Annotated in this window: 22 protein-coding genes and 1 other RNA gene; 14 read left to right on the forward strand and 9 right to left on the reverse strand. The window is 69.4% G+C overall.

The window, feature by feature from the left end; genetic code table 11:
• Positions 1–201: 201 nt before the first annotated feature.
• From polA to KF689_13595, 3 genes are read right to left on the reverse strand one after another with little or no spacing between them, the layout of a single operon-like run.
• A complete protein-coding gene (gene polA / locus KF689_13585; GenBank protein ID MBX3134409.1) occupies positions 202–3,177 on the reverse strand; it encodes a DNA polymerase I in 2,976 nt (991 codons plus the stop codon).
• A 10-nt stretch (positions 3,178–3,187) separates the two neighbouring features.
• Positions 3,188–3,793 carry a hypothetical protein gene (locus KF689_13590; protein MBX3134410.1) on the reverse strand — a complete coding sequence of 202 codons (606 nt, stop codon included), beginning with the start codon at positions 3,791–3,793 and terminating at the stop codon, positions 3,188–3,190.
• Positions 3,790–5,163 carry a GWxTD domain-containing protein gene (locus KF689_13595; protein MBX3134411.1) on the reverse strand — a complete coding sequence of 458 codons (1,374 nt, stop codon included), beginning with the start codon at positions 5,161–5,163 and terminating at the stop codon, positions 3,790–3,792. The genes KF689_13590 and KF689_13595 overlap by 4 nt, the downstream gene beginning before the upstream one ends.
• Before the next feature lie 112 nt (positions 5,164–5,275).
• Between KF689_13595 and KF689_13600 the strand changes: the two genes are divergently transcribed.
• The gene (locus tag KF689_13600) at positions 5,276–6,184 is read left to right on the forward strand and encodes a serine/threonine protein kinase (protein MBX3134412.1); all 909 of its coding nucleotides are present in this window, start codon (positions 5,276–5,278) and stop codon (positions 6,182–6,184) included.
• A 5-nt stretch (positions 6,185–6,189) separates the two neighbouring features.
• Here the strand turns inward: KF689_13600 and KF689_13605 are convergent, their stop codons facing one another.
• Entirely contained in the window at positions 6,190–7,104 is a 915-nt protein-coding gene (locus KF689_13605) for a HAMP domain-containing histidine kinase (GenBank protein ID MBX3134413.1), read from the reverse strand.
• 36 nt (positions 7,105–7,140) lie between these two features.
• On the opposite strand from KF689_13605, the gene pyrE reads away from it, so the two are divergent.
• Positions 7,141–7,692, forward strand: coding sequence for an orotate phosphoribosyltransferase (pyrE, locus tag KF689_13610; GenBank protein MBX3134414.1), 552 nt, complete (start codon positions 7,141–7,143; stop codon positions 7,690–7,692).
• Between the two features lie 9 nt (positions 7,693–7,701).
• Here the strand turns inward: pyrE and KF689_13615 are convergent, their stop codons facing one another.
• Complete coding sequence (locus tag KF689_13615) at positions 7,702–8,610, reverse strand: helix-turn-helix domain-containing protein (protein MBX3134415.1); 909 nt, start codon at positions 8,608–8,610, stop codon at positions 7,702–7,704.
• Between the two features lie 131 nt (positions 8,611–8,741).
• Here KF689_13615 and rnpB point away from each other — a divergent pair.
• An RNA gene (gene rnpB, locus KF689_13620) (RNase P RNA component class A) lies at positions 8,742–9,123 on the forward strand.
• A 66-nt stretch (positions 9,124–9,189) separates the two neighbouring features.
• Positions 9,190–10,047, forward strand: coding sequence for a hypothetical protein (locus tag KF689_13625; GenBank protein ID MBX3134416.1), 858 nt, complete (start codon positions 9,190–9,192; stop codon positions 10,045–10,047).
• A 17-nt stretch (positions 10,048–10,064) separates the two neighbouring features.
• Here the strand turns inward: KF689_13625 and dnaN are convergent, their stop codons facing one another.
• Both dnaN and dnaA read right to left on the reverse strand, forming a co-directional pair.
• Positions 10,065–11,171, reverse strand: coding sequence for a DNA polymerase III subunit beta (gene dnaN / locus KF689_13630; GenBank protein ID MBX3134417.1), 1,107 nt, complete (start codon positions 11,169–11,171; stop codon positions 10,065–10,067).
• 227 nt (positions 11,172–11,398) lie between these two features.
• Positions 11,399–12,799, reverse strand: a complete 1,401-nt coding sequence (gene dnaA, locus KF689_13635; protein MBX3134418.1) for a chromosomal replication initiator protein DnaA — start codon at positions 12,797–12,799, stop codon at positions 11,399–11,401.
• A gap of 187 nt (positions 12,800–12,986) precedes the next feature.
• Between dnaA and rpmH the strand changes: the two genes are divergently transcribed.
• The 5 genes from rpmH (at position 12,987) to KF689_13660 (ending at position 16,830) form a co-directional block, all read left to right on the forward strand.
• Positions 12,987–13,151: a 50S ribosomal protein L34 gene (gene rpmH / locus KF689_13640; GenBank protein ID MBX3134419.1), complete on the forward strand. Its 165-nt coding sequence runs from the start codon at positions 12,987–12,989 to the stop codon at positions 13,149–13,151.
• Positions 13,152–13,163: 12 nt separating this feature from the next.
• The gene (gene rnpA, locus KF689_13645; protein MBX3134420.1) at positions 13,164–13,541 is read left to right on the forward strand and encodes a ribonuclease P protein component; all 378 of its coding nucleotides are present in this window, start codon (positions 13,164–13,166) and stop codon (positions 13,539–13,541) included.
• Positions 13,542–13,546: 5 nt separating this feature from the next.
• On the forward strand, positions 13,547–13,795 hold the full coding sequence (gene yidD / locus KF689_13650) for a membrane protein insertion efficiency factor YidD (GenBank protein ID MBX3134421.1): 249 nt from the start codon (positions 13,547–13,549) through the stop codon (positions 13,793–13,795).
• A complete protein-coding gene (locus KF689_13655; protein MBX3134422.1) occupies positions 13,788–15,488 on the forward strand; it encodes a YidC/Oxa1 family insertase periplasmic-domain containing protein in 1,701 nt (566 codons plus the stop codon). Before yidD ends, KF689_13655 begins: the two co-directional genes overlap by 8 nt.
• Positions 15,489–15,549: 61 nt before the next feature.
• Entirely contained in the window at positions 15,550–16,830 is a 1,281-nt protein-coding gene (locus KF689_13660; protein MBX3134423.1) for a tRNA modification GTPase, read from the forward strand.
• Between the two features lie 132 nt (positions 16,831–16,962).
• Here KF689_13660 and KF689_13665 read toward each other — a convergent pair whose 3' ends face one another.
• The gene (locus KF689_13665) at positions 16,963–17,901 is read right to left on the reverse strand and encodes a hypothetical protein (GenBank protein ID MBX3134424.1); all 939 of its coding nucleotides are present in this window, start codon (positions 17,899–17,901) and stop codon (positions 16,963–16,965) included.
• Positions 17,902–18,097: 196 nt separating this feature from the next.
• Positions 18,098–18,745 (reverse strand): uracil phosphoribosyltransferase, encoded by a 648-nt coding sequence (upp, locus tag KF689_13670; GenBank protein ID MBX3134425.1) that lies wholly within the window; start codon positions 18,743–18,745, stop codon positions 18,098–18,100.
• 27 nt (positions 18,746–18,772) lie between these two features.
• Between upp and KF689_13675 the strand changes: the two genes are divergently transcribed.
• Genes KF689_13675 through KF689_13695 form a run of 5 tightly spaced genes read left to right on the forward strand, consistent with a single transcriptional unit; the run spans position 18,773 to position 22,283 of the window.
• Positions 18,773–18,946: a hypothetical protein gene (locus KF689_13675; GenBank protein MBX3134426.1), complete on the forward strand. Its 174-nt coding sequence runs from the start codon at positions 18,773–18,775 to the stop codon at positions 18,944–18,946.
• On the forward strand, positions 18,947–20,341 hold the full coding sequence (locus KF689_13680) for an MBL fold metallo-hydrolase (GenBank protein MBX3134427.1): 1,395 nt from the start codon (positions 18,947–18,949) through the stop codon (positions 20,339–20,341).
• Positions 20,328–20,876: a TetR family transcriptional regulator gene (locus KF689_13685; protein ID MBX3134428.1), complete on the forward strand. Its 549-nt coding sequence runs from the start codon at positions 20,328–20,330 to the stop codon at positions 20,874–20,876. The genes KF689_13680 and KF689_13685 overlap by 14 nt, the downstream gene beginning before the upstream one ends.
• Before the next feature lie 46 nt (positions 20,877–20,922).
• Positions 20,923–21,525 (forward strand): YdcF family protein, encoded by a 603-nt coding sequence (locus KF689_13690; GenBank protein ID MBX3134429.1) that lies wholly within the window; start codon positions 20,923–20,925, stop codon positions 21,523–21,525.
• A 5-nt stretch (positions 21,526–21,530) separates the two neighbouring features.
• Positions 21,531–22,283, forward strand: coding sequence for a class I SAM-dependent methyltransferase (locus KF689_13695; GenBank protein MBX3134430.1), 753 nt, complete (start codon positions 21,531–21,533; stop codon positions 22,281–22,283).
• Position 22,284 lies beyond the last annotated feature (1 nt).

The following is a 22,284-nucleotide window of genomic DNA, read 5'->3' on the forward strand; positions in this document are numbered from 1 at the left end:
GAACGTGACGGCCACACCATAATCGATAGGTATCGGCGAATATTGGCAAGGCCCGCGCCGCTACGGGGGGTGTTTGCGCAACCTGTTCAGCTTCAACGCTTTGGGGGTCACCGGGCGGCATCGAGCCGGTAGCGCCTCGCACCGGAGATGTCGACGATTGCCGCATCCTGCAACGGCGTCGCGGTACGCGACACCGCTCTCTCACGCCTTGGCGACCAACCAATTCTCGCCGGCGCCGATGTCCACGACCAGCGGCACCCGGAGCTTGACCGCTGCCGTCATCTCGCGATTGACCAACGCGCGCAGGCGGGGCTCTTCCTCCGGCGGGCACTCGAACACCAGCTCGTCGTGCACCTGCAGCAGCATCCGCGATGCAAGTCGCTCCGCCTCGAGAGCCGCCTGGATGCGAATCATCGCCACCTTGATGAGATCGGCCGCGGATCCTTGGATCGGGGAGTTCTGCGCGAGCCGCTCGCCGAAGGCGCGGGTGTTGAAGTTGCGGTCCTTGATCTCCGGGATGTAGCGCCGCCGTTTGAACAGCGTCTCGACGTACCCGCGCTCCCGGGCATCGGCCACCGAGCCATCGAGCCACTGGCGCACGCCGGCGAAGCGCTCGAAGTACGTCTCGATGAAGGCCTTGGCCTCGGCGTGTTCGATCTTGAGCTGCCGCGAGAGCGCGTGGGCGCCCTGGCCGTAGATCGTGGCGAAGTTGATGGTCTTGGCGCGCGAGCGCATCTCGGAGGTCACGGCCTCGAGGGGCACGCCGAAGATGACACTCGCCGTCTGGCGGTGGATGTCGCCGCCGGCCTCAAACGCCGCGACGAACGCCGGGTCGCCGCTCAGGTGCGCGAGCAGGCGCAGTTCAATCTGGGAGTAGTCAGCCGCCAGCAGCATCCACCCCGCGCGCGGAATGAAGCCGCGCCGGATGTCCTTTCCAAGCTCGCGGCGAATCGGGATGTTCTGGAGATTCGGGTCGTGGGAGGCGAGGCGGCCGGTGCTCGCGACCGTCTGTGCATACGACGTGTGCAGGCGCCCGGTGCGCGGGTTCACCAAGCCCGGCAGCGTGTCGAGGTACGTGCTCTCGAGCTTGGCCAGCTCGCGGTGCTCCATCAGGAGCTGCGGCAGCACGTGCCCTTCGTCGGCGAGCTCTTGTAGCACACTCGCGTCGGTACTCGGCCCCGTCGCCGTCTTCTTCTTGATGGGCAGACCGAGCTTCTCGAAGAGAATCGTCCGCAGCTGCGGGTTGCTGTTGACGTTGAACGTCTCGCCCGCCTCGGCGTGGATCTGCTTCTCGAGCTCAAGGCGCGCCGTCTCAAAGCGCGTCTTGAGCGAGCGGAACCACGGAACATCGATGGTGATGCCGGTCCACTCCATCTCGGCCAGCACGTCAACGAGCGGGAGCTCCACCTCCCGGAGCAACGCCATCGCGTCCTGCTCGGCGAGCCGCGGCAGGAACAGCTCGCGCAAGCGCAGGGCGACGTCGCTGTCGGCGCAGGAGTAGTCGCGCGCCGCGACGATCGGTACCTCGTCGTACGGCATCTGCTGCTTGCCCTTGCCGCAGAGCTCGTCGTAGCCGGTCATCGCGACGCCGAGAAACTCCACGGCGAGCGCATCGATGGCGTGCGAACGACGGCTCGGGTCGAGTACGTAGCTGGCGAGCATCGAGTCGAAGTCCACGCCGCGCAGCGTGATGCCAGCGCGTCGCAGCACCAGCAGGTCGTACTTCACGTTGTGCGCGGTCTTCTTGACCGACGCGTCCTCGAGCAGCGCGCGCAACGGCGCCATCGCGTCGCTGTCCAGGGACGGGAGGTTCACGACCGGCTGCGGCCCCTCGGCAAGCAGGCGCGCGGCGATGCTGGCCGGGGCCGCGCCGGCCTTCGCCTTCACCGGTGCCGGCGCGTCACCGAGCGCGAGGCCGCCCTGCGCAGAGCCCGGCGCACGGTGCGCGAAGGGCAGGTACCAGGCCTTGCCGGGCGCCGTGCCGACGGAGATCGCCACGAGGTTCGCGCGCATCGGGGTGATGATCGGCGGCGCGCCATCGTCGAGCACCGTCTCGGTGTCCACCGCGATGACACCTGCGGCGCGTGCTTCTGCGATTACCGCGGCGACGAGCTCCGGCGTGTCCGCGACGCGGTAATCCAGCGCTACCGGATCCGGCGTTCCCGGCACGGCGGCACGGGCGTTGCGCGCGCTCACCATATGGCCTTCGACGTCCGCCGCCGACTCGGCGGAGCGCTCGAGCGCGGCGCTCGGCGCGGCGCCCGCAGCCTCGGCGTTGACCGCCGCCGCGCGGGCCGCGCTATTGAACTCCAGTTCCACGAAGAGGTCGCGCAGCGCGGCCCAGTCCGGAGTGTCGAGCGTGAGGCTCGTGAGATCCAGCGTGACGGCGAGGTCGCGCTGCAGCGTCACGAGCTGCTTGGAGAGCCGCGCCTCGGCTTCGTGGTTCTTGAGGGCGTTGCGTGCGCGCGTCGGTTCGATCTCCTCCACGTGCGCGAGCATATTCTCGACCGTGCCCCACTTCTCGATCAGGGCGAGCGCGCCTTTGTCGCCGATGCCCTTCACGCCGGGAACGTTGTCGGCAGTGTCGCCGACGAGCGCCAGGTAGTCGATCACGCGCTCTGCGGGGACGCCGAGTCGCTCGTGCGCGTTCTCGACGCCATACCACTTCTCGGTGGTACGTCCTGGCGGACCGTGCCAGGGGTTCAGCACCCACACGCCTGGCTCGACGAGCTGTAGCAAGTCCTTGTCGCCGGAGACGACACAGACCTCGAGGCCCGCCGCCACGCCCTGCGGCGCGAGCGTGGCGATGACGTCGTCCGCCTCGAAGCCGTCGAGTTCGAGCGTCGGGATCCGATAGGCTTCGAGCAGTTGCTGCACGCGCTCGACGCCGGTGTCGAAGTCCTGCTGCTCTTCATCCGGCAGCGCGACGCGGTTGGCCTTGTAGGCCTCAAGCAGTTCCTCGCGCCCGGAGGAACCGGCGTCGCTGACCCAGCCGAGGTAGTCGGGTTTGTGCTTCTCGATCAATCGACGCAGGAACTCGCTGACGCCCTTGGCCATCCCGGTGTTTTCGCCGCGGGCGTTGCGCAGCGGCGCGCCGCCGCCCAGCGCGTGGAACGAGCGGTAGATCAGCGCGTAGCCGTCGATGAGATAGAGTCGCGGGCGTCCGGGAGTACTCATACGCCCAAAACTAGCGCAGGCCGGGCAGGGTCGCGGCGACGGCGACGGCGAGTGTGATGCGCAGGTTGTCGTCGCCAGGGCGGGCGGGCCACTCCGCCGCTGCCGCGACGACGCCAAGTGCCGCCGCGACCCCCGGCGTGACCGCGAGGAGCCAGCGCGCGCCGAGTGCGGTGGCCAGCGCGCAGGCCACCGCACCGGCGATCGTCTTGCCGGTCGCCGGTCGGCGTCGCAGCGCGCGGACCGCGCGTCCCGCGAGCGCGGCCGCGGCATCCCCGACGGCGGCGGCCCAGAGTGCCGCGATCGCTGCGCGTTCCGGGGCCAGCCACGCGACTGACGCCATTCCGAGTGCAAGCCAGGTGGCACCGGTGAGCGCGTGCTCCTCGCGCGCGCGGAGCAGTGGTCCGACCGCCGCGAGAAAGCGGGATTGCACGGATGGGGCGTTTCGCCGCAGGAGCTCAACAATCACGGCGATGGCGACGGCGGCGGACAGTGCGGCTCGTACCTGCTCCGCGGTCAGCGCTCCGTAGGCCCACGCGATCGGCAACGCCGCCGTGGCCGCGTGCAGTGCCTTGCGCGCCACTTCCGCGCGGAGCGTGAGCGCGGCCGGCGCGCTCACCGGAGCTGGCGGCGGAGCTCCACCTCGAAGCGCGCGTCGCTCGTCTGCGTCAGCCGCCAGCGCCCTGCGCCCGTCTGGTCAAAGAACTGCAGCTGCAGGGCGCGATCGCGATACTCCCACAGCTGCTGCCGCGCGCGGCCGAAGTCCGTGACCGTGGGTTCGAAGATCTGGTCCGGTTCGCCGAGCACGATGAAGACCTTCCCGCGGTCGGACATCCATCCGGCGACGCCGTCCTCGCGGAACCGGGCGTTGGCGCGCAGCAGCCGCCCGAAGTACGCGCGGAGGTCTTCGTGCACGGGCGTCGTGGGGATGGAATCCGTCTCGCGCATAAACGCCAGCCACGCCGCGGGGCGCTGCTCCTCTGGCGCTTCGCGCAGGGCCTGCAGGCGTGCGGGGCGCGCGAAGTACCGCAGGAACTGCAGCATATCCTCGAAGCGCGCAATCGGCAGGTCGTCACCGAAGCCCACGTACACGAAGGTGCTCGCGGTGTCGCGACCGCCGCTGCCGATGAACGACAGCTGCGAGACGCCGATGCCGAGGCGCGTCACCGGCACCTGGATCACGCCCGTGGCGATGCCCTCGTGCGGACGGAGCCCGGCGAGCTCGGTCCACATCACCCGCCCACCCTCGGTCCGGGCCACGAGTTCGAGCAGCGTGTCGCCGGGAGACAGGCTTTCGAGATACAGAGGTAGCACGGAATCCTGGCCCAGAGACGCCATGGCCCGCGGGCGCGCAAGGATGAACGGCAGGGAATCGCGCGTCTCGCGCGCGATCACCTTGTTGACCGGCACCGGCGTCGAGAGCGCGCGCTGCTGGAAGTCGGGCACCTGCAACGTCAGCTGCTCGGTCACGCCGCGCTGGCTGCTGACGTCGCGCAGGACCAGCGTCAGGCGATACTCCCCGGGCCGCAGGTCAAAGATTTCCTGGAAGACCACGCTCTCGTCGCCTCGTTCCGTCTCGCGGAAGGAGCCGACGACGACCGTCTCCGTGGTCTCGGTCGTGAAGGCCAGTTGCCCGTCGCGCTCGACCGTGATGCCCACGCTGTAGTTGGCGCGGAAGCGGTTGTCCGTCTCCCGGTTGAAGCGCAGCGCGTTGGGCGAGAAGCCCACGACGAGCGCGACGTGCGTCGTGTCCGGGCTCGCGGCCGGCACGTAGGCTACGCGGCCCACGACCGGAAACGGCACGCCGCGCGCGATGAGTCCCATCTGCCGGTAGATCGGCGTAGGGTCGAAGGAAATGACGCGCTGGTCGCGCTGGACGCCCGGGGCCGAGCTTCCCGCGGCACCGGACGCGCCGCCGCAGGCTGCAATCACGAGGCAGAGGCCGAGCGCCGAGAGGCGTCGCACGGAGGCGGGGTAGTGAGAGGTCATCGCAGGGCGTGGTGTTCCGATAATCTACACCGCGCCCCCGCGCCAAGATCGTGGCATCGGTGCCCGCGGGGCCGTCTTGCACGGACCTGCGCGGATACGTAGCTTCGGCGCCGTGACACGCGATGCCCTCGTCGGATCGACATTGGCCGGGTACACCCTCCTCGACCGAGTCGGCGAAGGGGGGACTGCGACCGTCTACCGCGCCACGCACCCGGAACACGGAACGGTGGCCTTCAAAGTGCTGCGCGAGAAGCTCCGCCAGGACCGCACCGCCGTGGCGCGCTTCACGCGCGAGGCGGGCTTCGGCACGCGGGTGCAGCACCCGAACGTGATCCGCACGATTCAGACGGGCGAGGACGGCGGCATCCCGTTCCTCGTGATCGAGTGGGCGGCGGGCGAGTTGCTGGAGTCGTACGCCAAGCGGCACGCGCCGTTCCCGCCGGACGAGGTCGCGTCGGTCATCAGCCAGATCGCCGGGGCCGTCTATGCCGCGCACGTGGCCGGCATCGTGCATCGCGACCTCAAGCCGGATAACGTGATGTACGATCACGACAGCCGGACGGTCAAATTGCTCGATTTCGGCATCGCGACGGCGACCGACGCGACACCTGACCAGCGCCTGACGCGCGCCGGCTTCTTCGTCGGCACGCTGATGTACGTGGCACCCGAAGCGCTCTCCGGCGAGATCGTCTCGCCCGCTGCGGACCAATACTCGCTGGCCACGATGGCGTACCTGTTCCTCACGGGCACGCTGCCGTACACGGCGCGCAGCCCTCGGGATATGTTCACTCAGCTGCTCTCGCAGCCACCGGTCCCGCTGAACAAGGCCAAGCCCGACATCGTCTTCCGGCCCGAGGTCGAGGCCGTCGTGATGAAGGGGCTCGCCAAGCTGCCGAGCGACCGCTATGCGGATGTCGTCGCCTTTGCCGACGCGCTGGCCGAGGTGCTCACGGATCCGTTCCCCGCGGCGAACGCCGGCGGCAGCCTGCTGTCGAAGATGAAGGGTCTCTTCGGGCGCTGAGTCGGTCAGCCCTGCGCCCGCGGCGCGGGGTCCACCGGCAGCCAACACGTGAACGTGCTGCCGCGGCCCATCACGCTCTCGACCGTGATGTCGCCCTCGAGCAACCGCGCCAAGCGTCGCGTGATGGTGAGGCCGAGCCCGGTGCCGCGGCGCACGGAATCCGAGCGCGACCCCGGATCCACCTGTTCGAACTCGTCGAAGATGCGCTGCTGGTCCTTCTCGGCGATGCCGATTCCGCTGTCCGTCACCTGGAGCGCGACCCACGACCCGCCGGCGGCGAGCAGCGGGCGCTGACGCACGGCGCGCTCTTCGAGGAGGCGCGCCGGATCGGCTACCAGCGTCGCGCGGACGGTGATGCTGCCGGCGGGCGTGTACTTCACCGCGTTGCCCAGCAGGTTGATGAGGACCTGCCGCAGGTGCATCGGGTCCGTGCTGAGCCGCGGCAATGTCGCCGGCACGTGGATGGAGAGCGTGAGACCTTTCTCCGTGATGAGCGGCTCGACCTCGCTGGCGACGTCAATCACGAACGCGCGCAGGGAGAGCGGTTCGCGCTGCACCTCGAGGCGGCCGGCCGAAAGCTTGGCGAGGTCGAGAATCTGGTCCACCAGCGCCTGCAGGTGCTCAGCAGAGGCCTGGATGCGCTCGACTGGGCCGACCATCCGCGGCGCGAGCTCGCCGTATGAGCCGTCGCGGAGCAGGTCGACGTAGCCGACGATGGCGGCCAGCGGGGTGCGCAGCTCGTGCGAGACGTTGGCCAGGAACTCGCTCTTGGCGCGGTTGGCGCGGGCCAACTCGAAGGACAGATGCTCGAGCTCGGCGCTGCGCTCGCGCAGCCGCCGCCGCCGCGCGCGCTCGCTGACGAGCACGACGCCGAGGAGGACGGCGGCAGCCGCCACTGCAAGCCACATCAGCATCGCCACATTGACCGCTACGCCCTCCGAGGGTAGCCTCCCCGAATGGATCCCCGTACCCGACTCCTCGACCTCCTCGCGACGCGCAGCGCGCGCCGCGGCTCCTTCACCCTCGCCTCCGGCCGGCAGTCCGACTTGTACGTCGATTGCCGCCCGACAACGATGCACCCGGAGGGCCTCGCCGCCATCGGTCCGCTCGGCCTGCACGCCATCGGCGAGCGCGGATGGAAGCCCGACTCCGTCGGCGGGCTGACGCTCGGCGCCGACCCCGTGAGCTACGCCATCGCGTACGCCAGCCAACTCGCGGGCATTCCCGTCCGCGCGTTCACGGTGCGGAAGGAAGCCAAAACGCACGGCACGGGCAAGGTGATCGAGGGCGCCTTTGAGTCGGGTGACCGCGTCGTCGTCGTCGAGGACGTGATCACCACCGGCGGCTCCGCGCTGCGCGCAGTCGAGGCCATTCGTGCCGCCGGCGGCCACGTCGTCGGCGTGCTCGCGGTCGTCGACCGCAGCGAAGGCGGGCGCGAAGCGATCGAGGCCGCCGGGCTCGAGGTCGCGTCCCTGGTGACGGCGGCCGAGATCGTCGCGCGGATGTAGCGCCGCCCGCTACACGACGCGCCGATGCAGCGCCGGCCGGCGATCGGCGACGCTCGGCGGCACCGGACGCATTCCGGGGCGCAGCGTCAGCGGCCGTAGCTCGCGCAGCGCGGCCACGTGCGGCCGCACCAGCTCGTCGAGGAAGCGCTCGAGCATCCGCTCTGCGGTGTAGGTCCGCCGGAACTCGCCGGCCGAGATGCCGAGGAAGGTCTGCACGTGGCGCCCGAAGCTCTGTGGCGAGGAGAACTCCAGCGCGTTGGCGACGTCGGCGATGGAGTGTCCGTGGTCCTCGAAGAGCCGGGCGGCGCGCACCAACCGGGCATAGGCCAGGTAGCGCTTCGGCGCGGGGAGCTTGGCCCGGAAGAACCGGCTCATCAGCGTGCTTGGCAGCACCTGCATCCGCAGCGCCAGCGCCTGGACGGTGTCGTTGCGCGCGCTCGCGGCGAACAACGCCTCGAAGAAGAGCCAAGTCTCGTCCGCGACGGGCGCGAGGATCTCGCGTAGCTTTGCCAACGCCAAGCGGTCCGTGGCGCGCATCGCCTCCGCGGAGAGGATGCGCCGCAGCTGGCTCCAGCCCGCCGGCACGCGCACGTCCACCAAGCGCGTGATGCCCGCGTTGCCGATGCGCAGCAGGATTTCCGCGGAGGGCGGCTCGGCGCCGAGCAGCGCGACCGTCGGCACCGTCGGGAACTCGCGTACCACGGCTGCCACGCGGCGGTCGAGCTGCCCGCCGCAGCGCACGACGCCCAGCAGTACGGCCCCGACACGACCGCGCTTGAGGTCCTCGAGTGCGTCCGCCACGCTCTCGCGGTGGATCGTGCGGTAGAGGCCTTCGCCCGCCGCGTCCACGCGGGCGCGCTCGGCGGGATCGAGGACGGTGACGACGGGAGCCTGCAGGGTGGGCAGCGGGGCGCTCATTGAACCTCCGGCGAGGACGGGTGTCGGCCAGCGAACGCGGCCATCCTACCAGGCGCCGGTCACCCTCTCGTCACCGATGCCGCTCCGCGCCGGCGTGCCGCGTCATTGGCGCTTCCGCTAGATTGTCGAGGTGGTCCTGTCGGACGATCGCGTCGCGGTTTCGGCTGCGCCGAGGAAAGTCCGGGCTCCCGGGACACGCTGCCAGGTAACGCCTGGGCACGCGCGCGCTTCGGCGTACCGCGTGACGGACAGTGCAACAGAAAGCAAACCGCCTTCGGGACACCGGAGGTAAGGGTGAAATGGTGGGGTAAGAGCCCACCGCGTCGTCGGTAACGGCGACGGCACGGCAAACCCCAGCGGGAGCAAGGCCAAATAGGCGGCGAGCAGCAGTCCTCTGCGATCAAGACGCCGCGGGTTGGCCGCTAGAGCATCCGTGCGAACGGACGCCGAGAGGAATGATCGTCCGGGGCGGCAACGTCCCGACAGAACCCGGCTTACAGACAGGACCCACGCTGGACCGGCGGGGGCGGTGCCATCGGGCACTCGCCCCCGTCGTGCGTCTTGGGGTATCGTACGCGAATGCGCGTCCTCGTCCTTGCCGCCGTGTGTGTCGTGCTCGCGGGCTGCGCCCCGCGCTCGGGCGGGGCGCCGTCGCGCGGGCCCGCGCCGCCCGCGCGCGCCGGTGTCGCCGCCGACTCGCTCGCCGCGCCCTGGGAGTTCCGCGATCTCGGCCGCCCGCGCACGCAGCAGATCACGACCGCCGCCGTGGTGTACGCCACGGTCGACTCGGTGACGCGCGTCGACAGCGTGGCCACCGACGTCCGCCTCGAGTGGTCCGTCCTGCCGGATCGCGAGCCGCTTCGCGTGGCGGGCTTGGTGCGCGCCTTCGGAATCCGCGGTGCCGGCGACAGCGCCTGGCGCGCGCTGCCCGCCCCCACGCTTCCGACGTCGTTCGTCGCGGCCATCACCGCGTCCGGTGGAGCGCCGGTGCTCGTGAACCCTGATGCCGCAAGCTGCCTTGCCACGGCCGCCGTCGCCGGTGGCTGGCGCGAGACCTGGGTCGGGGCGCCGTCCGCGCTGCGGCCCGGAATGACCTGGTCAGACTCGACGGATTACCCGTTGTGCCGCGATGGCGTCGTCCTCGAGGTGACGTCGGTGCGCCGCTTCACCGCGACGGAGGCCGTGGTGCATCAGGGGCGCGTCGCGGTCTCGGTGACGCGCGAGTCGCGCGTGCGAATGTCCGGCCACGGCGTGCAGTTCGGCGATTCGGTGCGCGTGCGTGCGGAGGGTGAAGGCACGGCGACACTCTTGCTTTCGCGCGATGGCGGCGTCATCGTCGCCGGCAATGGCGAGTCCGAGCTCCGCCTGACGCTCGAAGGGCGCCGGCGCACGCAGCAGCTCGTGCAACACAGCGCCCTCTCGATTTCCGCGCCCTGACGGGTGCGCCGCTCCTGTCAGTCGACGAGGCGCAGCGGCATCAGCAGGCAGAGGTACTTCGCCGAGTCCGACCAGCCCTCGGGCTCGATCGTCGACGCGCGCTCCGGCGCGCGGAAGGTCATCCGCACCTCGTCGGTCGGCATATAGCGCAGGATCTCGAGTAGGTACGCCGCGTTGAAGCCGATGTCGAGCGGATCGCCCTCAAAGCGGATCGGCAGCTCGTCCTGGGCCTCGCCGAGGTCGGGGGTGCTCACGGAGAACTTGAGCATCCCGGCATTGAACGAGAGGCGAATGCGGTGGGTCTGGTCGGACGCGACGACGCTCATTCGCCGCAGGGCGCTGGTGAGCGCCGCACGGTCGACGATGGCGTACTTGTCGTTGTCCTTGGGAATGACCTGTTCGTAGCCGGGATACGGGCCCTCGATGAGGCGCGTGTACACCGACGTGAACGGCGAGCGGAAGCCAAGGTGGTTCTCGCCCTGCGCGACCTCGAGCTCTTCCTCTGCCGGGAAGAGGCGGCGGATCTGCTCAAGCGCCTTTGGCGGAATGATGAGATCCGCCTTCTGCCCCGCCTTCACCGGCACTTCCATCTTCGCCAAGCGATGCCCGTTGGTGGCTACCATCCGCATCGCGTCGCTACGCAGCTCCCAGAGAACGCCATTGAGGATCGGGCGGCTTTCCTCGGTGCTGGCGGCAAAGGCGGTGTGCCCGATGAGCTTCTGCAACTCGCCCGACGGTACGCGCACCGCCTTCTCGAACTGCACGGCGGGGAAGCTCGGGAACTCCGACTTCGGCAGGCCCAGCAGCTTGAACTTCGAACGGCCGCATTCGAGCGTGATGCGCTGGTCGCCGGTGGCCGAGATGCGCACGGGCGAGGGCGGCAGCTCGCGCGCGATCTCGCTGAGCTTGCGTGCGGGAATCGTGATCGCGCCCATCGCCTCGACGTCGGCGGTCACCTCCGTCGAGACCGCGATGTCGAGGTCGGTGCCGGAAATCCGGATGCCCTTGTCCGTGGTCTGCACCAGGAGATTGGCAAGCACCGGCAGCGTCGTCTTGTTGGGCACCGCCGGCGTGACGGCGGCGAGCCCTTCCTGGAGCTTCTCGCGTGTGATCGTGAAGCGCATCTGCGGCAGGCGGAGGAATGTGGAACGGCGCGAAAGCCTTCTGTTGCTATCTACTGAATTATCAAGCAGTAGAAGTAGTAGAAAGCTGTGGATTGTAGACGAACGGCGAAAGTGCTTGTCGTACCGAATCTTCGCCGCGGGCCTTCACGTGCATTGTGCGTGGACGGGGTGTGGACGCCGGGGGGAAACTCGAGCGACCCCAGCCCGCCGTGTTGATGGTGTGGACTCTATGCGGAATGCCGGACGGTTTCCCGCACGCGGTCCACACGCCCCCTGAACTCGGCGCTCTCCTTCATCGTCTCGGCGACGCGCTCCAAGGAGTGGATGACCGTCGAGTGGTCGCGGCCCCCGAAGGCCTGGCCGATCTCGACGAGCTGCAGTCCGAGGATCTCGCGGGCGAGATACATCGCGACCTGACGGGGAATCGTGAGGGTCTTGGTGCGTGTCTTCGACTGGAGACCTTCGACCGTGACCCCCCATTCGGCGGCCACGCGCTGCTGGATGACGCCCATCCGATCCTGGCGTTCCGGGCGGGCGGAGGAGCCGGACTCCTGGCTGCGCAGCTTGTCGCGCAGGGCTTCGCGGGCGAGGTCCACGGTGACGACGCGGTGCTTGAGCGACGCGTACGCCAGCAGCTTGATGATCGAGCCCTCGAGCTCGCGGACGTTGGACTGCACGTGGTCCGCGATGAAGTGCAGGACGTCGTCGGGAATCGTGTGTTCGAGATGGTCCATCTGGGCCTTGCGGCGCAGGATGGCGATGCGGTGCTCGAGGTCCGGCTGCCCGATGTCGGCGACCATTCCCCAGGCGAAACGCGACGCGAGGCGCGCCTCGAGCTTCGAAATCTCGGACGGCGGCCGGTCGGAGGTGAGGACGATCTGCCGGCCCGCTTCGTAGAGGGCGTTGAACGTGTGGAAGAACTCTTCCTGCGTGGAGTTCTTGCCGCCGATGAAATGCACGTCGTCCACCAAGAAGAGGTCCGTCTCGCGATAGCGGCGGCGGAAGTCGTGCATCGCACCCTTGCCGATGGACGTGATGACGTCGTTGGTGAACTGCTCGGTGGTGATGTAGGTGACGCGGGTCAGCGGGTTCTTCCGGACGATCTCCTGGGCGATGGCCTGCATCAGGTGGGTCTTGCCGAGTCCCGTGGGCCCGTAGAAGAAGAGCGGGTTGTAGGTCTTCCCGGGGGCCTGGGCGACGGCCATCGCGGCGGCAGCGGCGAGGTCGTTGGACTTACCGATGACGAAGGTATCGAAGGTATAGCGGTCGTTGAGCGAGGACAGCGTAACGTTGTTTGGCTGTCTTTCTGGCTCGATGGTGCGCTGTTCCTGTCCCTTTTGTGGGACGAACAAGTCCATCTGGCTTCGTTGAAGGCGCTCCTGCTGAACGCGCAGGGCAATCTTGACGGGCTGCCCGACGGCAACCGGTCCGAAGGACTCGAGCAGCGCCGCGTGGCGCTTCTCGTTCCACTCAACCGAGAACTGGTCTGGGGCGTTGAGCGTCAGCTGCTCGCCGGAGAACTCAGCGGCCTGGAGGGGCGCGAGCCAGGTCTCAACTATGTGATCCGAGAGCTCGGTCCGGGCACGATCAAGCAGGCGGGACCAAACGTCAGCGGCCGAGAGGGACATCCGGGATGGGCGCGTGCGAAATGTGGAAATCGGCGGGGAGCGCGAACCTACCCCCCGCCTGTGGATAAGTCAACGCTCGTGTGTCCAAACCAGCGGAACGCTGAGCGCGAACCGTTGACGTAACCCTCAGAGGCAACTACGTTTAGCGGTCTGTCCGCGAAGTGATTTCAGTCATTCTGGAGCAACGATGGGAAAGCCGACGTATCGCCCGCGCAATAAGCGTCGTATCAAGACGCACGGATTCCGCGCGCGCATGGAGACCAAGTGGGGGCGTGAAGTGCTCAGCCGGCGTCGCAAGAAGGGGCGCAAGCGGCTGACGGTGAAGCTCCCGTCGAAGTACGCAGGCGTCTAAGGGATCTGCCGCGTGGCGTCGCCTCAGCGGCTGACGCGCACGGCCGACCTCTTGTTGGTCCGCCGCGAAGGGAAGCGAGTCCGAACCGGATTGCTCGAGGTTCGGGTACTCGCTTCCCTTCTCTCTGTGCAGGAGGGCTCGCCGCGCGCCGCGCACCGCATTGGCATCGTGGTGCCGCGCCACCGCCACAGCGCGGTGGACCGCAACCGCCTCAAGCGTCGCCTGCGCGAGCTCACGCGCGCGCAGTGGCCTGCGTTGCTGGCCGGCCGCGCCCCGCTGGATGTCGCACTCTACGCATTACCAGCGGCGTATGCGGCTGACTTCACACAGCTTCGCGACGACGTCCTGCGCCTGGGACAACGCGCCGCGCAGCACGCGGCAGCGGCCTGACTCCGATGCGCACACTGCTGATCTTGTTCGTGCGTGGTTACCAGGTGGTGCTCTCGCCGCTGCTGCCGGCGGCGTGTCGATACCATCCCACCTGCTCGCACTATGCGATCGAAGCACTCGAGAAGCACGGCGCGCTGCGCGGATCCTGGCTTGCGATAAGGCGCATCGCGCGCTGCCATCCCTTCCGGCCCGGGGGCTTCGATCCCGTGCCAGAACCCACTCCCCCGGACACCCCTTCTCGCCGTGATGGATAAGCGTTTCTTCCTCGCGCTCCTGCTCACCGGTGGCGTCGTCATCGCGACGCCGGTGCTCTTTCCGCGCCCTGCGGTCGCGCCGGCCCCCGTGGCCGAGCCCAGCGCCGGTGAAGTCGCCGCGCCCACCGCCCCCGCGCTGCCGTCGGCCGCGACGCCGGCGGCGAGCCCGGCCGCGGGCGCCGCCGCCGTGACGCCGCAAGCACCGATTGCGACCGTCGCACCGGAGACGCTCGCGGTCACCAACGCGCTGACCACGTTCCGCTTCTCGACCGAAGGTGCGCGACTGCTCACCGCCGACCTGCCGCGCTTCCAGCAGTTGGGCGGGCGCGAGGGCACGGTGCAGCTCTCGCACGGCCGCGAACCGATGTTGCGGTTCCGGCTGATTGCCGGCGGCGACACGGTCGACCTCTCGCGTGTGATGTTTACGGCGTGGCGCGAGGTCGGCGAAGCGGGCGAACGCATCGCCTTTGACGCCGGCGTCGGCTCGGGCGCGCTGCGCATCGAATACACGCTGGTGCCGGACAACTACCTCGCGCAGGTGCGCGTGCGCGCGACCGGACTCCCGCAGCCGGCGTTCCTGCTCACGGATCTGCCGACGGGCTTCGACTCGCAGGAAGCGGACCCCAAGGAAGACGCGCGGCACCTCTCCTATGCGTTCAAGCCGGGCACGAGCGGCTCGGAGCGCGTGGACTTCCGCAAGCCCGATCCCGGCGAGCGCCTGCTGTATCCCGGTCCGCACACTTGGGCGGTAGCCAAGAGCAAGTATTTCATCGTCGGCGTGCTGGCGCTGGACGGCCAGCCGAGCCCGTTCGCTGAGCTGCAGGTCACCGGCGCGCCGCGCGAGAACAAGGTCGCGATGCGGGCGCAGGGGACGCTGGTGTCGCCGATCGCCGATGCCCCGCTGGCCTTTGAGCTCTACGCTGGGCCGCAGGAATGGGAACGGATGGTCGGAATGGGCCGCGAGTTCGAGAAGTCCAATCCCTATGGCGGGTGGATTAGCGGCGTGGTGCAGCCCTTCGCCACGATTGTGATGCGCCTGCTGCTGTGGCTCAAGCGCACCACCGCGCTCGAGTACGGTTGGATCCTCGTGGGCTTCGGCATCGCCATCCGCCTGATGATGTGGCCGCTCAACAGCCGGATGATGCGCACGCAGATGGCGATGCAGCGCGTGGCGCCGCTGGTGCAGGAGGCACAGAACAAGCACAAGGGCGACCCGGAGAAGCAGCGCATCGCTGTAATGAAGGTGTACACGGACAACAACGTGAGTCCGTTCGCGGCGCTCTCGGGCTGCTTGCCGATGCTGATCCCGATGCCGATCCTCATCGCGCTGTTCTTCGTGTTCCAGAACACGATCGAGTTCCGCGGCGTGAGCTTCCTCTGGCTCGCGGACATCTCGCTGAAGGACCCGTACTACCTGCTGCCGCTGGCGATGGGCGCCTCGATGTACGCGCTGTCGTGGCTCGGGATGCGCAACGTGCCGCCGAATCCGCAGGCGAAGATGATGGCGGTGCTGATGCCGGTGATGATGACGGTGCTGCTGCTGAACTTCGCCTCGGGCCTGAACCTGTACTACACGGTGCAGAACCTGGCGGCGCTGCCGCAGCAGTGGCTGATCTCCAATGAGCGCGGCAAGGCCGCGGCGGCGGCACCGGCCGTCAAGCCGACGGGTGGGGGCGGCAAGCTCAAGGCTTGATCGGCGCGGCGCGACAATCGTCGCGCCGGCCACGCCGCCCGGGCGGAGCGCACTGGCGCTGTTGCGCCTGAGCGGTCCGGAGGCGACGGGCATTGCCCATCGCCTCGGCGTTCCGGCGGCCCCGGCGCCGCGCACGGCGACGCGCGTGCGCCTGCACGCCTGCGACGCGCCGTCGGAGCCGCTCGACGACGCGCTCGTCACCTACTTTCCCGCGGCACAGTCGCCGACCGGCGAAGCGCTCGTCGAATTTTCAGTGCACGGCGGTGCGTACGTCATACGCGCGGTGCAAGCGGCGCTCATCGCGGCGGGCGCCACGCCGGCGCGACCAGGCGAGTTCACGGAGCGGGCGCTGCGCCACGGCAAGATCGACCTGCTCCAAGCCGAGGCGATCGCCGATGTGATTGACGCACGCTCGCGCGCGACGCACCACGCGGCGCTGCGGCAGCTTTCTGGTACGCTGACGCGCGCGCTCGCGGACCTCCGCGAGTCGCTGGTGCAGGTCGAGGCGCTGCTGGCCTATGAGATCGACTTCCCCGAGGAAGATGACGGTCCGCAGCCGCGCGCGCGCGTCACTGCCGCCGCGCGCGCCGTGCACGAAGCGCTGGCTCGCCTGGGTGCGACGTTGCCGGCCGCCGAGCTCGGTCGCGAGGGCGTCCCGGTGGTGCTGGCCGGCGCAGCGAACGCCGGGAAGTCATCGCTGTTCAACGCGCTGCTCGGCGACGCGCGCGCCATCGTCAGCGAGATTCCCGGCACCACGCGCGACGCGCTCGAGGCGCTGGTGGACGACGATCCCTACCCGTGGCGGCTCGTGGATACCGCCGGCCTGCGCGACAGCGACGATGCGCTCGAGCGGCTGGGCGTCGAGGTCAGCGCGCGCTGGCTGGCGCGGGCCGGCGTGGTGCTGGTGTGCGCCGAGAGCGACGAGGCCTTGATGCGCACCGAGACCGCGGTCGCGGCACGCACATCCAGCGCGCGCGTGCTCGTGCGCACGAAGGCAGATCGCGACGAGACGCAACGCAGGGATGTTGTATCGGTGAGCGCACTCGACGGCCGTGGGCTCGATGCGCTACGTGCGGCGGTGCGCACGACGATCGCGACGGCACATCCGCCGCCGAGCGAGGACCAGCCCGTGGTGACGCGCGCGCGCCACGCGGTGGCGGTGACCCGCGCGCGCGAGGAAGTCGCGGCGTTCATTGCGGCGTGGGAAGCGGACGCCCTGCCGGCGCCGGTGGCGGGCACCCACCTGCGCGCGGCGATCCTGGCGCTGGACGAACTCACCGGTGCGATCGATGTAGAGGATGTGCTAGAGCGGGTGTTCCGGAGCTTCTGTATAGGGAAGTAAGACGGAAGACGGAAGGGGCGCCGCGCCTCCCTTCTGTCTTGTCGCTTCCGTCTTCGCGCTCCGAGAAAGAACGACGCGCGGCCGGCCCCGGAGCCGGTCGCGCGCGTTCACCTCAGCGGTTCGCCCGTGTGTCTATGCTGTGCGAGCGGCCGCGTCGGCGACAGAAGTGAGTTCGCGGGCCTCGGCCCGCAGCGCCCAGGCGATGCCGTGTTCGGCAATCGCCGCTTCGACCATCTGGGCACCGAGGTAATAGCCGGCGCGCTCCGGCAGGACGTGACGCTGCACGGTGCGTGCCTCGTCGCTCATCCCGCCGGAGAGCCAGCGCAAGCGGAGGCCGAGACCCGCCCGGTCGAGGTCGTCGGCCACCGCGCGCGCCAGCACCGCCTCGAGCTCGCGCACCCGCGCGAACTGGCGTCGCTGGAATCCGAAGTACTCCCAGGGCGCGTGCCCCGGGCTGACCATCTTGGAGGCCTGCACGGCGAGGCCTTCGTTGACGAGGTGCTCGCGGAGCGTCGCGACGCGACCGGTCTCCCAATAGCTATAGAAGCCGCCGGCGGCGCTGACGGCGCGGCGCATCTCGGCGCGGCTCTGCGGCGAGGTGTAGCGCACGCAGTGCGCGAGCTCGTGGGCCAGCCACATCGGGATGAGCTCGGGATCGAGTCCGAGCCCGCGCGTCTGCGGATTGGCGACCGAGGTGAAGTGCTCGAGGCAGACAAACGCGACGCCACGGCCGTTGACGACCAGCTCGCCGGCATTGGCGGCGCCGACGCCGGCCATCAGGACGACGTCGACGGTGGAGTCGATGCGGAGGAGTTCGGTGCAGGTGGCCTCGGCCTGCTTCGCCAGCGCGACGACATCGGTGCGCTCGAGCATCGCGCGCAGGTCGCTGCGATCGGCGCGGACGGTTTCACGCACGACGTCTTGGAAGTGCGGCCCGACCGGTTCGATGACGTAGTTGTGCCAATAGGCCGCGAGCAGGGGGCGGTTGGCCTCGAAGTACCGATGATAGGCTGCGACGGGATCGACGCTCTGGAGCGCGGCGAAGAAATCCGGTAGCAGGTTGATGAGCATTCGGTGGGAGCGAGGCGTGGCGCGGGGCGGCGGTGGGATTCCGAACCCGGGCGAACGATACGTCCGTTCGTGAATCCAGACAAGAGGACGTGTGTGGAAGCAAACACGACGGATGACGAATGACGGATGCTGGCTGTGCGTTGCGTCACGGAATCGGTGCGCCGGGATCAGCGCATCCGTCTTCCGTCATCCGTCATCACCGCGTGCCGAAGAGCCGATCGCCCGCGTCGCCGAGTCCGGGCAGGATGTAGCCGTTGGCGTTGAGCTCGCGGTCGAGCGCCGCGGCGAAGATTGGTACATCCGGATGCGCGCGGCGCAGGCGTTCCACGCCTTCCGGCGCCGCGACGAGGCAGAGGAACTTGATGCGCGTGGCGCCGGCGCGCTTCAGTGACGCGACCGCGCTGGCGGCGCTGCCGCCGGTGGCGAGCATCGGGTCGAGCAGGAAGAAGTCGCGCTCGGCGGCATCGCCGGGGACCTTGAAGTAGTAGTCCACCGGCTCGAGCGTGTCGTGGTCGCGGTAGAGCCCGATGTGTCCGACGCGCGCGGCGGGGACGAGCTTGAGGATGCCCTCGACCATCCCGAGTCCGGCGCGGAGAATGGGGACGAGCGTGAGCTTCTTGCCCGCCACGCGCTGGCAGGTGGTGGTCTCGAGCGGCGTGTCCACTTCGACCGGCGCGAGGGGAAGGTCGATGGTGGCCTCGTAGGCCATCAGCATCGCGATCTCGTCGACGAGTTCCTTGAAGATCTTGGTCGGCGTGGCCTGGTCGCGCAGCAGCGCGAGCTTGTGCTGCACCAGCGGGTGCGAGACGACGGTGAGGCCGGGAAGCGCGGGGGTGGTCGGCATATGCGAGAAGGTAGTAGCTTCGAACGTATGAAAGAATATCAGGCCGTCATCCATCGCCTGACGCGCCACCAGCGCGAGGACGAAGACGCACTCACCGACCTGCTCAACGAGCGGAGCCGCGGCGGCTGGACGCCCGTGATGATGACGCAGGACGGCCAGCGGGTGACGCTGGTGTTCGCGCGCGAATCGACGGAGGGGTAGGTGCGCATCCGCTTCACGGGTGCGGCCCGCGAAGTCACGGGCTCGGCGCATCTGGTGCAGGTCAACGGCCGCAGCATTCTCCTGGACTGCGGTCTCTTCCAGGGCCGCCGCTTCGAGTCGCAGCGGAAGAACCGTGCGCTGCCCTACGCCCCGGACCGGATTGACGCGGTGGTGCTTTCGCACGCGCACATCGACCACGCCGGGCGCCTGCCCTATCTCGTCAAGGAAGGCTATCGCGGGCCGATTCACTGCACGGCGGCGACGCGCGACCTCTGCGAAGTGATGTTGGCCGACTCCGCGCACATCCAGGAAAAGGATGCGGAATTCCTGGCGAAGCGGCAGCGGGAGTACGTCGAACCGCTGTACGCGCTGGCCGATGTGTCGGCGGCGCTGACGCAGTTCCGGCCGCACCGCTATCACGACCGCTTCGAGGTCGTCCCGGGCGTGACCGGCCGCTTCGTGGACGCGGGCCACATCCTCGGCTCGGCATCGGTCGAACTGGAGTGGGAGGAAGACGGTGTGCCGCGTCGCCTCGGCTTCAGCGGAGACGTCGGGCGGGCGGGCCTGCCGATCATCCGGGACCCGGAGCCGCTCGAGCGGCTGGACTGGGTGATACTGGAGTCCACCTACGGCGACCGCGATCACGAGAGCATCGCCAGCGCGCGCGACGAGCTGGCGCGCATCGTGACCGAGACGGCGGCGCGCGGCGGGCGCATCATCATTCCCGCGTTCGCGGTGGGGCGCACGCAGGAACTGCTGTACGACTTCCACGCACTCGCGCGCGCCGGCCGCATTCCGCGCATCCCGATCGTCATCGACAGCCCGCTGGCCAACGAGGCCACGCAGGTCTTCCGGGAGAACCGCGACAGCTTCGACACGTCGGAGCCGCTGGTCCGGAAGCTCAACGGCGACGGCGACTCGCTCTTCGACTTCGACCTCGTGCAGTTCACGCCCGACGTGCGGGACTCGAAGGCGATGATGCACCGCAGCGGCCCGATGGTGGTCATCGCGGCGTCGGGGATGGCGGAGTCGGGCCGCGTCCTGCACCACTTGGCCTACAGCGCGTCGGATCCACGGACGACCATCCTGGTCGTCGGCTTCATGGCCGAACACACGCTGGGGCGCCGGATCGTGGAGCGTCGCCCGATGCTGAAGATCTTCGGTGACGAGGTGGAGCTCCGGGCGCGGGTGGAGACCTTGAACGGCTACAGTGCCCACGCCGACCGGATGGAGCTGCAGCGGTGGCTCGACTCCGCGCGCGAGACCTCGGCGCAGCTTGCCGATGTGTTCTTGGTGCACGGGGAGCCGGCGGCACAGGACGCATTCGCGGCCCAGCTCACGCAACGCGGGTATCGCGTGCAGGCCCCGGAGCCGGGCGCCGATGTCACGCGCTGACGCGCCGCTGCGCATCCTCGACGCGGCCGCCGCACTCGGAGCGGGGCAGGGCGTCGGCGCCCTGTCCATCCAGGCGGTCGCGAAGGCGGCCGGCGTGAGCAAAGCGCTGGTGCTCTATCACTTCCACGACAAAGACACGTTGCTTGCGGCGTTGGTCGCGCGGTTGATCGAACGCGAGGCCGGTGCGTTGACGGCCGCCGCCGCTGCGGCGGACGCGCTTGAGGCGTGGCGGGCGACTGCGGCCGACGACGAGCGCCGCCGCGAGCGCGCGGCGTTGGCGGCACTGCTGCAGGAGGCCGCGTTGCAGGCCCAGGCCCCCGCGTTGGTGGCGCCGCGCGTGGCAGCGGCGGCGGCGCTGGGGCAGGCGATGCTCGCGGCGGCGGGACTGCGCTCGCGCGTTCCCTCGGCATTGCTGGGCAGAGTGCTGCTGCAGCATCTCGACGGCGTGGCGCTATCCGCCCGTGACCGGACGGCGGCGGCGCTGGAGCCGGACCTCGACGCGTTCGCACTGGCGTTGCTGGCCCTGGGCCGCTGATCACCGCGCAGTGCCTCGGCCGCGCGCGGCGGGGTAATTTGTTTCGATGACTGCCCCACGTTGGTCGCTGCGCCGCCGCTGGGCGCTGGCCGTGCTCGCCCTCGGGGCGTTGGCGTGGGTGGCGTCGGCGCTGGCGGTGCTCCACGCGGCCGGCCGCGATGAAGCGCGCGCGGCGCAGGCCATCGTCGTGCTCGGCGCGGCGCAGTATCGCGGCCGCCCCTCGCCGGTGCTGCGCGCGCGGCTCGACCACGCCGTCGGGTTGTACGCACAGGGCATCGCGCCGCGCATCGTGCTCACCGGAGGCGTGGCGGAGGGCGACACGGCGTCGGAGGCGGCGGTGAGCCGCCTCTACGCGCTCCAAGCCGGCGTGCCGGACTCCGCGATCTTGCTCGAGAACGAAGGGCGGACGACAGCGCAGTCGCTGGCGCGCGTGGCGCGCCTGCTGCACGCACGGCGCCTCGATACCGTCGTCGTGGTTTCCGACCCCTTCCACGTGCGTCGCGCCGGATTGGTGGCGCAGCGCGAAGGCTTAGTGGTCTATGCCTCGCCGACACGCACGGACGGCGTGTGGCGGCGGGTCGTGCGCCAGCCGGGCTACTTCTTCGGCGAGACGGTGAAGGCGCCATTGTCCCGCGTCGTAGATTGGTAGGTCGCGTGTCGTCCCACCGTTCACCCGGCCTCCCAATGGACCAGGACCGTCCCAACGCGCTCGCCGCCACGGAAGACTTCGAGTTTGCCGCGCTCGGCGAAGCGCGCAACTATCGTCGCGCGCTGATCCGGGAGTTCGCACCGTATCTCAAGGGCAGTGTCGCCGAGGTGGGCGCGGGTATCGGCCAACTGACGGCGGAACTGGCGACCGTGCCGACGATTACGCGCTTGGTGGCGGTAGAGCCCGACGACCGCTTCGCCGCGCGATTCCGCGCCGACCACCCGGCGCAGGCCTTGGTGCACGGGACGGCCGAGGCGCTGCCGCTCGGTGACGGATGGGACGCGATCGTGAGCGTGAATGTGCTCGAGCACATCGGCGAGGACGTGGCGGAACTCGGCCGCTGGCGCGGCTTGCTGGCGCCGCGACGCGGACACCTCTGTCTGTTCGTGCCGGCGCGACCCGAGCTCTATGCGCCCATCGACAAGGACTTCGGCCACTTCCGGCGCTACACGAAGCCGACGCTGCGCGCGGCGCTGGCGACGGCGGGCTTCGACATCGTGCGCCTCCATTACTTCAACGCCATCGGGTACTTCGCGTGGTGGGCGTCGTTCGTGCTGCTGAAGCAACGGACGTTCAAGCCGGCCTCGGTGCGGCTCTTTGACCGGGCGATTTTCCCGTGGGCGCACGCGCTGGAACGGACGCTGCTGCGCCCGCCGTTCGGGCAGAGCCTGATGGCCATCGCGCGCGCGCGCGCCTAAA

It is taken from the genome of Gemmatimonadaceae bacterium, assembly GCA_019637355.1.
Taxonomy (GTDB): Bacteria; Gemmatimonadota; Gemmatimonadetes; order Gemmatimonadales; family Gemmatimonadaceae; genus Pseudogemmatithrix.

Excerpts from the sequence above, each read along its gene's own strand:
- polA (MBX3134409.1), bottom strand. The coding sequence starts at position 3,177 with ATGAGTACTCCCGGACGCCCGCGACTCTATCTCATCGACGGCTACGCG.
- KF689_13595 (MBX3134411.1), bottom strand. The coding sequence starts at position 5,163 with ATGACCTCTCACTACCCCGCCTCCGTGCGACGCCTCTCGGCGCTCGGC.
- pyrE (MBX3134414.1), top strand. The coding sequence starts at position 7,141 with ATGGATCCCCGTACCCGACTCCTCGACCTCCTCGCGACGCGCAGCGCG.
- KF689_13615 (MBX3134415.1), bottom strand. The coding sequence starts at position 8,610 with ATGAGCGCCCCGCTGCCCACCCTGCAGGCTCCCGTCGTCACCGTCCTC.
- KF689_13625 (MBX3134416.1), top strand. The coding sequence starts at position 9,190 with ATGCGCGTCCTCGTCCTTGCCGCCGTGTGTGTCGTGCTCGCGGGCTGC.
- dnaN (MBX3134417.1), bottom strand. The coding sequence starts at position 11,171 with ATGCGCTTCACGATCACACGCGAGAAGCTCCAGGAAGGGCTCGCCGCC.
- dnaA (MBX3134418.1), bottom strand. The coding sequence starts at position 12,799 with ATGTCCCTCTCGGCCGCTGACGTTTGGTCCCGCCTGCTTGATCGTGCC.
- rpmH (MBX3134419.1), top strand. The coding sequence starts at position 12,987 with ATGGGAAAGCCGACGTATCGCCCGCGCAATAAGCGTCGTATCAAGACG.
- yidD (MBX3134421.1), top strand. The coding sequence starts at position 13,547 with ATGCGCACACTGCTGATCTTGTTCGTGCGTGGTTACCAGGTGGTGCTC.
- KF689_13655 (MBX3134422.1), top strand. The coding sequence starts at position 13,788 with ATGGATAAGCGTTTCTTCCTCGCGCTCCTGCTCACCGGTGGCGTCGTC.
- KF689_13665 (MBX3134424.1), bottom strand. The coding sequence starts at position 17,901 with ATGCTCATCAACCTGCTACCGGATTTCTTCGCCGCGCTCCAGAGCGTC.
- upp (MBX3134425.1), bottom strand. The coding sequence starts at position 18,745 with ATGCCGACCACCCCCGCGCTTCCCGGCCTCACCGTCGTCTCGCACCCG.
- KF689_13675 (MBX3134426.1), top strand. The coding sequence starts at position 18,773 with ATGAAAGAATATCAGGCCGTCATCCATCGCCTGACGCGCCACCAGCGC.
- KF689_13685 (MBX3134428.1), top strand. The coding sequence starts at position 20,328 with ATGTCACGCGCTGACGCGCCGCTGCGCATCCTCGACGCGGCCGCCGCA.
- KF689_13690 (MBX3134429.1), top strand. The coding sequence starts at position 20,923 with ATGACTGCCCCACGTTGGTCGCTGCGCCGCCGCTGGGCGCTGGCCGTG.